Genomic DNA, 12997 nt, shown 5'->3' with positions numbered 1-12997 from the left:
GATGTGTTTTTCCATTGGATTGCCTAAGCTCGGCGACGTGGCGCAACGAAAAGACGATCCAGCTCCGGCCGACGAGGGCGTACAGCTGTCCGCAGTTGCGCAGGACTACCTCAAGGTCATCTGGACGGCCAGCGAATGGAGTGAAGACTCCGTCAGCACCAAGATGCTCTCCGAACGAATCGGCGTATCCGCATCCACGGTGTCCGAGGCGATTCGCAAACTCGCCGATCAGGGCATGGTGGACCACGCCCGGTACGGTGCCATCTCACTCACCGAGAAGGGCCGACTGGCGGCCATCGGCATGGTCCGTCGACACCGTCTCATCGAGACGTACCTCGTTCGCGAACTCGGGTACGGCTGGGACGAGGTCCACGACGAGGCAGAAATCCTCGAACATGCGGTATCCGATCTGATGATGGATCGGATAGACGCCAAACTCGGCCACCCCGAACGAGATCCACACGGGGACCCGATTCCGTCGGCCAACGGATCGATCGACACGCCGTCCGCAACCAGACTGAGCGAGTACCTCGACGGTCAGTCGGGACGAGTGGCTCGTATCTCCGATTCGGACCCCGCAATGCTCCGGTACTTCGATTCGGTCGGCATCGAGCTCGATCTACCGATCACCGTGGTCGAACGACGCGACTACGCCGGCACGGTGGCGATCGAACTCGCCCGACGCGGCAGCACGGAGTCCATCGATCTCGGTCACCGCGCCGCCGAAGCGATCTGGATGGTTCCGGCCACCTGAGCGGTGCAGTCCCCTCGGTCGCAGGTCCGACTCGAACGAGAAATCAGTACCCGCGCAGTGTTGCCGGCCGCACCACCATCACCGAGCTCGCCCGCTTGCCCTTTTCCTGCAGCAACGCGATGGTGTGCCCGGTGGGATCGACAGCCGCGTAGACCCCCTCGATTCCGACGGGATCGAGCCAGCGTCCCTGGCTGAGCGACTCCGCTTCGGCGGCATCGATCTGTCGGTGCGGAAATGCGGTGCGCGCGGCCTCGTCTATATCGAGGCCCACAGCGGGATTCTCGGCCAATTCCTCGAGCGTCACGGCGTGGTCGAGCGTGAACGGCCCGACCCTGGTTCTGCGCAGAACCGTCAGGTGGCCGCCGACGCCCAGTGCTGCGCCGAGATCCCGTGCGAGCGCGCGCACGTACGTCCCCGACGTGCAGTCCACCTCGACATCGAGGTCGACGAACCGGCCATCGGAATCGACGACATCGCGGCGAGCCGTCACGTCGAAGCGAGTGACAGTGACCTTGCGAGCGGCGAGGGTGAACTCCTCACCGGCGCGCGAGAGCTTGTGTGCCCGCTGACCGTCGACCTTGATGGCACTGACACTGGCCGGAACCTGCTCGATGTCACCGGTGAGTGCGGCAACCCCGGCCGCGATGTCCGAATCCGAGACATTCGTGGCCGGGACGTCGGCGAGCACCTCACCCTCGGCGTCATCGGTCGTCGTACTGCGCCCCAGTCGCACGGTGGCGGTGTACGACTTGGTTGTCAGCGTCAGCAATCCGAGCATCTTGGTCGCCCGCTCGACGCCCAGAACCAGCACCCCGGTCGCCATGGGGTCCAACGTCCCCGCATGACCGACCTTTCTGGTCTGCAACAACTTTCGGCACGACGCGACGACATCGTGGCTGGTGACGCCCGGCCCCTTGTCGACCACCAACACACCGGCACCGACGAGACCGGACGAGATCTTTCCGCGAGCACTCACGAGAGTGCATTGTGCCAGGCGCGACGAGCCGGTCGTCACATCACCGAGATCGCCGTCATCACCAAACCGTCGGACACCATCCATCGACCGTCGAAAGCCGTCAGCGGAGGTCCGGACACGGTGTCGCCCGGGACCAGCAGTTCGGATCGAAACGTTCCCGAGATGTCGTCACCGGTGCCGGTGCGCTCGAACGTGATGTGCGCGTCCTCGAACCCCAGCCAGCGACCGGTCAGCGGCTCCCAGGCCTTGTACGTCGCTTCTTTGGCGCAGAACAACACTCGATCCCAGTGGACGTCTTCTCGGCCCGCTGTCGAGAGCCACTCGCGCTCGGCTTCGAGGCTGACCGCGTCGAGCACACCGTCGGGAAGAGGTCCGTGTGGCTCGGCATCGATTCCCACCGAGCGAACCTGCATGGCGTAGCCCAGAACGGCACCGCGGTAGCCGTCGCAATGCGTCAACGACCCCACCACTCCCTTCGGCCACTGCGGTGCGCCGGAGGTGCCGCGCATGATCGGCGCGGGCTCCACACCGAGCTTCTGCATCGCCACACGCGCGCAGTGTCGAGCCGAGGTGAACTCACGCTTGCGCTTGTCCACCGCCTTGGCGACCAACGGCGCTTCGAGTGGGTGCGGCATCAAACCCGGTGGATCGGTGAACAATTCGGCCGAGACAACACCATTGGGGAGAAGCGATTCGATCACTGGCCTGCCCTCATCTTCTCGACCTCTGCCTCCATCTCGGGCGTCACGGTGAAGTGCCCGCCCCATTTGTTCAACGTGCCCGGCGGATACTCGGGAACCGGAAGAATCTGGCGCAGAACGTTGTTCGGCAGTCCACGGCGCTGCCATTCGCGAGGGTAACCCACCGAGACCTCCTCGAAGCGGACGCCGTCGTAGTAGGTGGTCCGCGGGATGTGCAGGTGACCGTACACCGAGCAGATCGCGTTGTACCTGGTGTGCCAGTCGGCCGTCAGCGTCGACCCGCACCACAGGGCGAACTCCGGGTAGAACAACACCTCGGTCGGCTGACGCACCATCGGAAAGTGGTTGATCAGCACGGTGGGAACCGTGGTGTCCAGCGCGTCGAGGCGCTCGCGGGTGGCGTCGATACGGGCATGGCACCAGGCATCGCGCGTCGCATACGGCTGAGAGGACAGCAGGAACTCGTCGGTGGCGACGACGTTCTTCTCGCGCGCGATCGCCAGCCCGTGCTCCTTGTCCCGCGCACCCTGCGGGAGAAACGTGTAGTCGTAGAGCAGGAACATCGGCACTATCGTCGCGGGTCCACCTTCGCCTTCCCAGAGCAGGTAGGGATCCTCGGGAGTGACGACGTCGATCTCGCGGCAGAGATTGACCAGGTACTCGTACCGAGCCGCTCCGTGGATCTGAACGGGGTCCTTCACCGTCGTCCACAACTCGTGATTGCCCGGAACCCAGATCACTTTCGCGAAGCGGCTGCGCAGCAGCTCGAGCGCCCATTTGATGTCGTCGGTCTTCTCCGAGACGTCCCCGGCGACGATCAGCCAATCCTCGGGTGACTCGGGATGAATGTCCTCGGTGACAGGTCGATTGCCTCGATGTCCGACATGAATGTCGCTCACTGCCCATAACTTGGCTGCCACTGATGATCCCTTCCGATGCACTCGGCCGCCGACGTCGAATCGCCACAACCGCCCGAGAACGTACCAACCTCCAATACTCCCCGGAGATTCCGCAGCGGTGCACGCGGGGTGAACCGCTGCGGTTCGTCGGACGGCTCCGAAAGGAGGGTCCACGCACCAACGACCGCAGATTCGGGTATATGGTGCCATCCATGACGCTTTTGCGGATAGGTGCAGGAAACGGCATCGTGCGATGACGGCACCGCCGATACGGGTACGCGACGCCGCCGCACTGCTCGGAGTCAGCGACGACACCGTCCGCCGGTGGATGGACAGCGGGACCCTGCCCTCCCGCGACGACGAGACGGGCCGCAAGGTCGTCGACGCGCGCGCTCTCGCGCAGTACGCCCGCGAGCACGCCGCTCCCCCGCCCGAGGTGGCATCGGGCGGTAGCTCTGCCCGGAACCGACTCGTGGGGCTGGTCACCGAGGTGGTCTCCGACGCGGTCATGAGCGAGGTCCGCATGCAGTGTGGGCCGTTCACCATCGTGTCCCTGATGAGCACCCGATCGGTCCAGGAATTGGGGCTCGAACCGGGCTCCATCACCGTCGCGGTCGTCAAGGCCACGACCGTCATTGTCGAAACTCCCTAGAACCGAAGGACGATGTCAGTGAAGAACATTCGAGCGGTTCACGGTGCTCTGGTCGCGGTCGCCCTGATGCTTGCAGGGTGCGCGGCCGACCCCGCTGCCGAGGACGCTCCGCAGGACGGGGGTTCGAGCACGCTGACCGTGTTCGCGGCGGCATCACTGCGCTCGACGTTCACCGCCCTCGGCACCCGCTTCGAGCAGGAACATCCCGGCACTACCGTCGATTTCAGCTTTGCGGGCTCCTCCGATCTGGCCGCGCAACTGGTCAACGGTGCACCTGCCGACGTGTTCGCCTCTGCCGATACCAAGAACATGAGCACGATCGTCGATGCCGGCCTCGTCGCCGTCGACCCGGTCGATTTCGCCTCCAACACCCTCACCATCGTCACTGCCCCGGGTAACCCCAAGGCCGTCCGGTCGTTCGTCGATCTGGCGAAACCCGATGTGCTGACGGTGATCTGCGCGCCGCAGGTGCCGTGCGGCGCGGCCACGGCAGCCGTCGAGAACGCCACCGGAACCGACATCCCGGCAGTCAGCGAGGAGTCGTCCGTCACCGACGTTCTGGGCAAGGTCACCTCCGGTCAGGCCGACGCCGGACTGGTGTACGTCACCGATGCAACGGGGGCCGCAGACGCCGTCACCGCCGTGCCTTTCCCGGAATCGAGCGGGGCGGTCAACACCTATCCGATCGCAGCATTGAGCGGATCCGACAACGTGGACACGGCCCGCGCCTTCACCGACTTCGTCGCCGGACCGATCGGCCGTGAAGTGCTGACGCAGGCCGGTTTCGCGGCACCGTGACCGGGCACGCCGCGGGCACAGGTCCGACCGTCGGCGTACCCGGATGGATATTCGTCCCTGCCGCTGCCGGAGCGCTTCTCGTCGTCGCACCGTTGGCCGCGATGTTCACCCGAATCGACTGGACGAACTTCTTCGGGCTCATCACGTCCGAGTCCGCAGTAGCCGCACTGCTGTTGAGTCTGAAGACGGCCTCGGCGAGCACGGTATTGTGCGTGCTCCTGGGTGTGCCGATGGCAACGGTCCTCGCCCGCAGTTCGTTTCGCGGGCTGTCGACGCTGCGTTCCCTCGTCGTCCTCCCACTGGTGCTCCCCCCGGTGGTCGGCGGCATCGCCTTGCTCTACACGTTCGGTCGCCAGGGGCTGTTGGGCGAACATCTCGATGCCTTCGGAATCCGGATCGCGTTCACCTCGACGGCCGTGGTGCTCGCCCAGGCCTTCGTGTCGTTGCCCTTTCTGGTGGTCAGCGTCGAGGGCGCGCTGCGCACTGCCGGGGACCGATACGACGTGGTGGCCGCAACCTTGGGCGCACCCCCTACGACGGTCCTGCGCCGCGTCACTCTCCCCTTGATCCTGCCCGGGTTGACGTCCGGAATCGTTCTCGCGTTCGCGCGCGCACTGGGCGAGTTCGGCGCGACACTGACGTTCGCCGGTTCTCTCGAGGGAGTGACCAGAACCCTGCCCCTCGAAATCTATCTGCAACGCGAGTCCGACCCCGACGCAGCGATAGCCCTGTCGCTCGTCCTCGTCGTCGTCGCGGCAGTGGTGGTCCTGGCCGCTCGCGGTACTCGAACGACGGGAACACCATGACTTCGCTACACCTGCGCGCCACCGTCGCGGCCCGGGGCGTCGATCTCGAGCTGGATGTCGCCGAGGGTGAAACAACGGCGATCCTGGGACCGAACGGCGCAGGTAAATCCACACTGCTGCAGCTCGTCGCGGGCCTGGTGCCACCCGACGACGGCAGCGTCCGCCTGGGCGAGGACGTTCTGACCGACACGGCCGCAAGGACGGCCGTTCCGGTGCACGCCCGCGGCATCGCGACTCTGGCACAGGAGACACTGCTGTTTCCTCACATGACCGCACGGACGAACGTCGCATTCGCACCACGTAGTTCCGGCGCCGACCGAAGGACGGCCAGGGCAGTGGCCGATCGATGGCTCGACGCAGTCGGAGCCTCTCACCTGGCCGAGCGCCGCCCGGCACAGCTGTCCGGGGGTCAAGCTCAGCGGGTTGCCATCGCCCGCGCACTCGCCGCCGATCCCCGACTCCTCCTGCTCGACGAACCGCTCGCCGCGCTCGACGTCGACACGGCCCCGGCCATCCGAAGACTGCTGCGCACCGTACTCCGAGAGAACGGTCGTACGGCACTGATCGTCACCCACGATCTGCTCGACGTCGTCGCACTCGCCGATACCGTCGCCGTCGTCGACGGTGGACGCGTCGTCGAACGCGGTTCGGTCGCCGACGTTCTCACCGCCCCGCGAAGCGAGTTCGGTGCTCGCATGGCCGGGGCCAATCTGATCTCGGGCCACGCACTCACCGTCGGCGACACCACCGCGCTGCGCACGCCGTGGGACACCGTCGTACACGGCTCGGGGCAACACGGTTCCGGGACGCCGGTGGTCGCAGTCTTCTCCCCCGCTGCCGTTTCGGTACACCTCACCGCGCCGCACGCCAGCCCGCGCAACGTCTTCGAAGTAGTCATCGAGGAGATGGAAGTGCAGGGCTCGGGCATCCGCGTCCGAGCTCGTCCGCACCCCGACGGCACACCGGGTATCGCGGCAGACATCACCACCGCCGCGGTATCGGAGCTGGGCCTGGAACCCGGCCGACGGGTGTTCTTCGTCGTCAAGAGCCGCGAGGTGGTGCTGCATCCGGCCCTGGTGTCACGGCGGTGATGCATGCGAACGCGATCAGTCTCGCAGTTGCCGATCACTACCGGTCACGAGCCATTTACCCGACAGCACTCGACCGGCGACCGCGACCATGCGCAGGCAGACGAAGACACCCAGACCCAGCCAGATGCCCACGACACCCCAGTCGAACACCAGGGCCGACCAGATGAACGGCAGAAACCCGACGATCGCACACGCCATCGTGGCGTTACGCAAGAACGCGGCATCGCCGCTGCCCAACAGCACCCCGTCCAACGCGAACACCACACCGGCCACTGGGATGATCGCCACGAAGATCCACCAGATCGCCTGCATCTGATCGATCACCGAGACGTCGGTGGTGAACAATCCCGGGACGACCGGCCGACCGACGGCGAAGGCCGCGGCCAGGATCACCGCGAAGACCGTCGACCATGCCGTCAACCGGCGTGCGAGCGCACGCGCATCCTCGGTCCTGCCTGCACCCAGGGCCGCTCCCACGAGTGTCTGCGCAGCGATCGCCAACGAGTCGAGCATCAACGACACCAGGTTCCACAGATGCAGCACCACCTGATTTGCCGCCACCGACGCGGCACCGAATCGCGACGCGACCGCTGCGGCAGACAGGAAGCACGCCTGGAACGCGAGACTGCGCACGATCAGATCGCGGCCGAGTACCAGCTGCGCCCGCATGACCGACCAGCGCGGGCGCAACGGCGCACCCGACCGCCCGAGGGCACCGACGAACAGAGCGCCTGCGACACCTTGGCCGATGACGTTCGCAACGGCCGAGCCCACCAATTCGAGCCGGGGAAATCCGAGCAGGCCGTGGACGAGGAGTGGACACAGCACCGCCGACACGCCGAAACCGAGCACGACGAACCGCAATGGTGTCGTCGTGTTCTGCACGCCGCGCATCCAGCCGTTCCCGGCCAGCGATATCAGAATGAACGGCACCCCCACCAGCGCCACGCGCAGCCACAGCAGTGCCTCCGCGGCAATGTCACCGCCACCGGCCAGTAGCGACACGACGGGGGCGGCGAACAACTGGACCACGAGGACGATCGCGAGACCGATCGCCACCGCCAGCCACGTCGCCTGAACCCCTTCCCCGACGGCGTCGCGCTCACGACCGGCACCGTGCATGCGCGCCGCACGCGCAGTGGTTCCGTAGGACAGGAAGGTCAGCTGCGTGCTGACCTGAGCGAGGACGAGCCCCCCGATCGCCAGGCCGGCCAGAGCCAACGCGCCGAGCCGGCCGACGACCGCCGCGTCGAACAGGAGGTAGAGGGGTTCGGCGGCCAGAACTCCGAGCGATGGAAGCGACAGCCCGAGAATTCTGCGAGCCGTGACAGGGGTGGAACTCACGACGCCGACAAGGCCTCACGGAGCGCATCGATCACGTCGGGGAGCTCTCCGGTCGCGGTGTAGCCCGCGGCGTTGTGATGTCCACCGCCGCCGAGCCCGGTCGCCACTGCAGATACGTCCACCTGCGTCTTGGATCTGAGCGACACCACCCAGACCGACCCGAAATCCTGCTGCTTCAACACCGCGGCCACCTCCGCCTCGGAGGTGGTCCGCACGATGTCGATGACACTCTCGATCTCCTCCGACCTCAGACCGGCCGAATCCTCGCTCCGGATGACGGCGTACACGAGCCCCCGTCCGCCCGCCGCGTCGGGCAGCAACTCGGCCGAACCCAGTACCGCCCCGAGCATCGGCAGCCAGTCGAAGGGGTGCGTATCGAGGAGGCGACGGGCGATACGTGCACCGTCGATGCCGGTCGCGAGCAATCTCTCCGCGAGCAGATGCGAACCCGGCCGCACCCACCGGAACGACCCGGTATCGGTGACCAGACCCGCGAACAGCAGATGCGCCAGGTCCGCATCGATGTCGACACCCCACCGATCCAGCAAGCGGACGATCACGGCCGTGGTGGACTCGGCGGACGCGTGGACGACGTTCAGTGTTCCGAACCGCGTGTTGCTCCGGTGATGGTCGATGACCAGGGACTCCGATGCGGAGTCGAGTCGCTCGCCGAGCGAACCGAGTCGACCTCGGCTTCCGGCGTCCACTGTGACCACCAGATCGACCGATTCGGCCACCTTCTCCGGCTCCACCAGCAGATGCCGGTTCGGTAGCTCTTCCATCGATTGAGGCAGAAACGCGGGCGCGGCGAACGCCACCTGCACCTGCGCGCCGCGACGTTCGAGTACCGAACCGATTGCCAATCCGCTGCCGATCGTGTCGGCATCCGGCTGGACATGGCAGAGCACGGTCACCGAGGAAGCGCGCTCGAGCATCTCGATCGCACGCGCCAGATCCTCGTCCAGCTCGAACTCCGAACCAGAACCATCGGACATCTCAGTCGGCTTCGGCTGGCTCGACGGCTTCTGCATCGCCGCGATCCGCGGGGGACTCCTCGCGGGGAGCCTTGTACGGGTCCGGGTCTCCGGCAGGCTTCGCGTTCGCCCGGGCGCGAGCCAGCTCCTCGTCGGCTGCGCGAGCGCGTTCGAGCAGCTCTTCCATGTGCCGGGCGGTGTCGGGGACGGTATCCGTCACGAACGTCAGCGTCGGAGTGAACCGCACACCGGTACCGGCTCCGACCTTCGAGCGGAGAACGCCCTTGGCCTTCTCCAGACCCGCCGCAGCTCCCTGCAGATCGGGCGGGGTATCGAGATCCTCGCCCATCACCGTGTAGTACACCGTGGCGTCGTGCAGGTCTGCCGTCACCTTCGTGTCGGTGATGGTCACGAACGCCAACCGTGGATCTTTGATCTCGTGGTCGATCGCCGTCGCAACGATAGCGGCGATTCGCTTGGACAACTTACGAGCCCTGGCCTGATCCACCACGACAATCACACTCCTCTTTCATGGCCGGACGTCACTGCAGTGCGACGTCTCGGCGATTACGCTCCAACATTCGCCGAACACGTTCGACGAACTCCCCGATCTAATCCTCGGGGCCGAAAATTCTTCGGCGTACTGCCAACAGTTCCAGATCCTGACGCTCGGCGACGTGCCGCTCGCACTCGTCGAGCTTGTCGTGCAACAGGTCGACGTTCGTGCCCGCCGCTGCCACGCCCAACATCGAACGCCGAATACGTTCTCGCTCACCGGTTTCGGCGGCAGACACTCCCAGCCTCTGCAGATCGCCGAGAACCGGTTCCACCATCGACCGTTTCTCGGCGAGCGAACGCACGTCCCCCAACAACACGTCCAACTCCAAAGCACCCAGATACACGCTGACGTCGCCCCTTCGATCAGCTCCGACGACAAAGCCGGTGGCGGTACATATGTCGTACCACCACCGGCTCGTCCCCGGAGTGCAGTGTCACTCCCCTGGCTTCACCACCGAGCCGACGTGACCGGGAACGGAGCTGCTCAGCTCCGGACCTGTTCTAGTCGCGCGGCTTTTCACGGAGCTCGTACGCCTCGATGACATCGCCCACCTTGATGTCGGAGTACGTCACCGTCAAACCACACTCGTATCCCTCACGAACCTCGACTGCGTCGTCCTTCTCGCGGCGAAGCGAGGAGATCGTCACGGTCTCGGCCACGACCGCATTGTCACGGAGCAGGCGCGCCTTGGCGTTGCGACGGATCGTACCGGAGGTGACGAGGCAACCGGCGATGTTTCCGACCTTCGAGGAACGGAACAGCGCGCGGATCTCGGCCTGGCCCAGAGCGACCTCTTCGTAGATCGGCTTGAGCATGCCCTTGAGGGCCTTCTCGATCTCGTCGATGGCCTGGTAGATCACCGAGTAGTACCGAATGTCGACGCCCTCGCGGTTGGCGAGTTCGGTTGCCTTGCCCTCGGCCCGCACGTTGAAGCCGATGATGATCGCGTTGGATGCCGACGCCAGGTTGACGTTGGTTTCCGTAACGCCACCGACACCGCGGTCGATGACGCGCAACTCGACTTCGTCGTCGATCTGGATACCGAGCAAGGCCTCTTCGAGCGCCTCGACGGTTCCCGAGTTGTCACCCTTGAGGATCAGGTTGAGCTGCGAAGTCTCCTTCAGAGCTGCATCGAGATCGTCGAGGCTGATGCGCTTGCGACTCTTGGCCGCCAGAGCATTGCGCTTACGGGCATTACGGCGATCGGCGATCTGACGGGCGATCCGGTCCTCGTCGACGACCAGAAGGTTGTCGCCTGCACCGGGCACCGACGTGAAGCCGATGACCTGAACGGGCCGGGACGGCATCGCTTCGGTGACGTCCTCGCCGTGCTCGTCGACCATGCGACGCACGCGGCCGTAGGCATCGCCGGCGACGATCGAGTCACCGACGCGCAGCGTTCCGCGGGCGATGAGCACGGTGGCCACCGGACCGCGACCGCGGTCGAGGTGTGCCTCGATGGCGACACCCTGGGCATCCATGTCCGGGTTGGCACGCAGATCGAGTGACGCATCGGCCGTCAGCAGCACCGCTTCGAGGAGGGCATCGATGTTGGTGCCCTGCTTGGCGGAGATGTCGACGAACATCGTCTCGCCGCCGTATTCCTCGGCGACCAGACCGTATTCGGTCAGCTGCTGCCGGATCTTGTCCGGGTTCGCGCCTTCCTTGTCGATCTTGTTGACCGCGACCACGATCGGCACGTCGGCCGCCTGGGCGTGGTTGATGGCTTCGACCGTCTGCGGCATGACACCGTCGTCGGCCGCGACCACGAGGATCGCAAGGTCGGTGGCCTTGGCACCACGAGCACGCATGGCCGTGAAGGCCTCGTGACCGGGGGTGTCGATGAAGGTCACGAGACGCTCGTTGCCTTCGAGCTCGGTCAACACCTGGTACGCACCGATGTGCTGCGTGATGCCGCCGGCCTCGCCTTCGCGCACCGTGGTGTTACGAATCGAGTCGAGCAGTCGAGTCTTACCGTGATCGACGTGGCCCATGACGGTGACCACCGGGGGACGCTGCTCGAGATCTTCCTCGCCGCCGGCATCTTCGCCGTAGGTGAGGTCGAACGAATCGAGCAGTTCGCGATCCTCGTCCTCGGGACTGACGACCTGCACGACGTAGTTCATCTCGCCGCCGAGAAGCTCCAGCGTCTCGTCGTTGACCGACTGCGTCGCGGTGACCATCTCACCGAGGTTGAACAGTGCCTGCACGAGTGCAGCGGGGTTGGCGTCGATCTTGTCTGCGAAGTCCGACAGCGATGCTCCGCGGGCGAGACGAATGGTCTCGCCGTTGCCGCGGGGCAGCCTGACGCCGCCGACTGCGGGAGCCTGCATGCTCTCGTACTCGGCGCGTTTCGCCCGCTTCGACTTGCGACCGCGGCGGACTGCTCCGCCGGGCCGACCGAACGCACCTGCGGCTGCGCCACGCTGACCGGGACGGCCACCGCCGCCGGGACGGCCACGGAAGCCACCTGCGGGAGCGCCGCCTGCCGGTGCACCACCGGGCGCGCCGGGAGCGCCACCGCCGCGGTAGCCACCGCCACCGCCGCCGCCCGGACGTCCACCCGGTGCGCCGCCGGGGCGACCGGGACGTCCTGCTGCGGGGCCGGGACGTGCCGAACGAGTCGGCATCGCACCCGGATTGGGGCGGGGAGGCATGGAGCCCGGGCTGGGCCGAGGTCCGGCCTGACCCGGTGCGGGACGGGGGCCGCCCTGTCCGGGAGCCGGACGAGCGCCGCCTGCCGGTGCGGCCGGGCGGGGTCCGCCCTGTCCGGGAGCCGGTCGTCCGCCGCCGGGGCGCGGAGCACCGGCACCGGGAGCGGGTCGCGGGGCCGGTCGTTCGACCGGAGCCGACGAGTACGGATTGTTTCCGACGCGCGGAGCCTTCGGGCCGGGCTTGGGGCCAGGACCAGCGGGCTTGGGGGCGGCCGGAGCCGACGCGGTTGCCTCGGCCGACGCGGCAGGTGCCTGCTCGGCCGGAGCAGCGGGTGCTGCCGGACGAGGGGTGGGCGCAGCCGGTGCCGGCGTGGGCGCAGCGGCCGGTGCCGACGGGGCAGCGGGAGCAACCTCTGCGGGCGACTGCGCTGCCGGAGTCTGCGCTGCGGGTGCCTGTGCAGCGGGGGCCTCGGGCTCGGCCGGGCGGGATGCCGGCTTGGGTCCGGGACGAGGTCCACTCGGCTTTGCTGCGCCGGGCTTCGCGGCGGAATCCGACGCACGATCTGCTGCTGCGCGACCGTTGGGTGCTGCTGCACCGGACGCCGGCGCGTCCGCGTTTGCGGACGGGAAGGATTCACGAAGTCGACGAGCCACGGGGGCTTCGACTGTGGATGATGCGGACTTGACGAACTCGCCTTGCTCTTTGAGCCGTGCGAGTAGTTCCTTACTGGTGACACCGAGTTCTTTTGCCAACTCGTGCACGCGGGCCTTGCCTGCCACTGCTCTCCT

General features: G+C 66.5%; 13 protein-coding genes. 5 read left to right on the top strand and 8 right to left on the bottom strand.

Going from position 1 to position 12997, the window contains the following annotated elements; all coding sequences use genetic code 11:
* The first annotated feature begins 1 nt into the window (after position 1).
* Complete coding sequence (locus CH266_RS11770) at positions 2 to 754, top strand: metal-dependent transcriptional regulator (protein ID WP_441347050.1); 753 nt, start codon at positions 2 to 4, stop codon at positions 752 to 754.
* A gap of 43 nt (positions 755 to 797) precedes the next feature.
* Here CH266_RS11770 and truB read toward each other — a convergent pair whose 3' ends face one another.
* From truB to CH266_RS11755, 3 genes are read right to left on the bottom strand one after another with little or no spacing between them, the layout of a single operon-like run.
* Positions 798 to 1730: a tRNA pseudouridine(55) synthase TruB gene (gene truB, locus CH266_RS11765; protein WP_027496758.1), complete on the bottom strand. Its 933-nt coding sequence runs from the start codon at positions 1728 to 1730 to the stop codon at positions 798 to 800.
* 35 nt (positions 1731 to 1765) lie between these two features.
* Entirely contained in the window at positions 1766 to 2431 is a 666-nt protein-coding gene (gene npt / locus CH266_RS11760) for a 4'-phosphopantetheinyl transferase Npt (protein ID WP_032366441.1), read from the bottom strand.
* Positions 2428 to 3351, bottom strand: a complete 924-nt coding sequence (locus tag CH266_RS11755; protein ID WP_027496756.1) for a metallophosphoesterase family protein — start codon at positions 3349 to 3351, stop codon at positions 2428 to 2430. Before CH266_RS11755 ends, npt begins: the two co-directional genes overlap by 4 nt.
* A 232-nt stretch (positions 3352 to 3583) precedes the next feature.
* Between CH266_RS11755 and CH266_RS11750 the strand changes: the two genes are divergently transcribed.
* From CH266_RS11750 to CH266_RS11735, 4 genes are read left to right on the top strand one after another with little or no spacing between them, the layout of a single operon-like run.
* Positions 3584 to 3982: a TOBE domain-containing protein gene (locus tag CH266_RS11750; protein WP_027496755.1), complete on the top strand. Its 399-nt coding sequence runs from the start codon at positions 3584 to 3586 to the stop codon at positions 3980 to 3982.
* A 12-nt stretch (positions 3983 to 3994) separates the two neighbouring features.
* A complete protein-coding gene (gene modA, locus CH266_RS11745) occupies positions 3995 to 4780 on the top strand; it encodes a molybdate ABC transporter substrate-binding protein (protein ID WP_094715322.1) in 786 nt (261 codons plus the stop codon).
* A complete protein-coding gene (locus tag CH266_RS11740) occupies positions 4777 to 5586 on the top strand; it encodes an ABC transporter permease (RefSeq protein WP_027496753.1) in 810 nt (269 codons plus the stop codon). The genes modA and CH266_RS11740 overlap by 4 nt, the downstream gene beginning before the upstream one ends.
* Positions 5583 to 6677: a sulfate/molybdate ABC transporter ATP-binding protein gene (locus CH266_RS11735; protein ID WP_094715321.1), complete on the top strand. Its 1095-nt coding sequence runs from the start codon at positions 5583 to 5585 to the stop codon at positions 6675 to 6677. The genes CH266_RS11740 and CH266_RS11735 overlap by 4 nt, the downstream gene beginning before the upstream one ends.
* A 15-nt stretch (positions 6678 to 6692) precedes the next feature.
* On the opposite strand, the gene CH266_RS11730 is transcribed toward CH266_RS11735, so the two are convergent.
* From CH266_RS11730 to infB, 5 genes are all read right to left on the bottom strand, one after another.
* Positions 6693 to 8021 (bottom strand): MATE family efflux transporter, encoded by a 1329-nt coding sequence (locus CH266_RS11730; RefSeq protein WP_094715320.1) that lies wholly within the window; start codon positions 8019 to 8021, stop codon positions 6693 to 6695.
* A complete protein-coding gene (locus tag CH266_RS11725; protein WP_032366435.1) occupies positions 8018 to 9016 on the bottom strand; it encodes a DHH family phosphoesterase in 999 nt (332 codons plus the stop codon). The genes CH266_RS11730 and CH266_RS11725 overlap by 4 nt, the downstream gene beginning before the upstream one ends.
* Before the next feature lies 1 nt (position 9017).
* Positions 9018 to 9506, bottom strand: a complete 489-nt coding sequence (gene rbfA / locus CH266_RS11720) for a 30S ribosome-binding factor RbfA (protein WP_027496749.1) — start codon at positions 9504 to 9506, stop codon at positions 9018 to 9020.
* A 100-nt stretch (positions 9507 to 9606) separates the two neighbouring features.
* Positions 9607 to 9897, bottom strand: coding sequence for a DUF503 domain-containing protein (locus tag CH266_RS11715; protein ID WP_027496748.1), 291 nt, complete (start codon positions 9895 to 9897; stop codon positions 9607 to 9609).
* A 157-nt stretch (positions 9898 to 10054) separates the two neighbouring features.
* Entirely contained in the window at positions 10055 to 12988 is a 2934-nt protein-coding gene (infB, locus tag CH266_RS11710; RefSeq protein ID WP_094715319.1) for a translation initiation factor IF-2, read from the bottom strand.
* Positions 12989 to 12997: the final 9 nt, after the last annotated feature.

The sequence above is a fragment of the Rhodococcus sp. 06-1474-1B genome (genome assembly GCF_002258885.1).
GTDB lineage: Bacteria > Actinomycetota > Actinomycetes > Mycobacteriales > Mycobacteriaceae > Rhodococcoides > Rhodococcoides fascians.
This window is presented reverse-complemented; position numbering and strand designations above follow the sequence as displayed.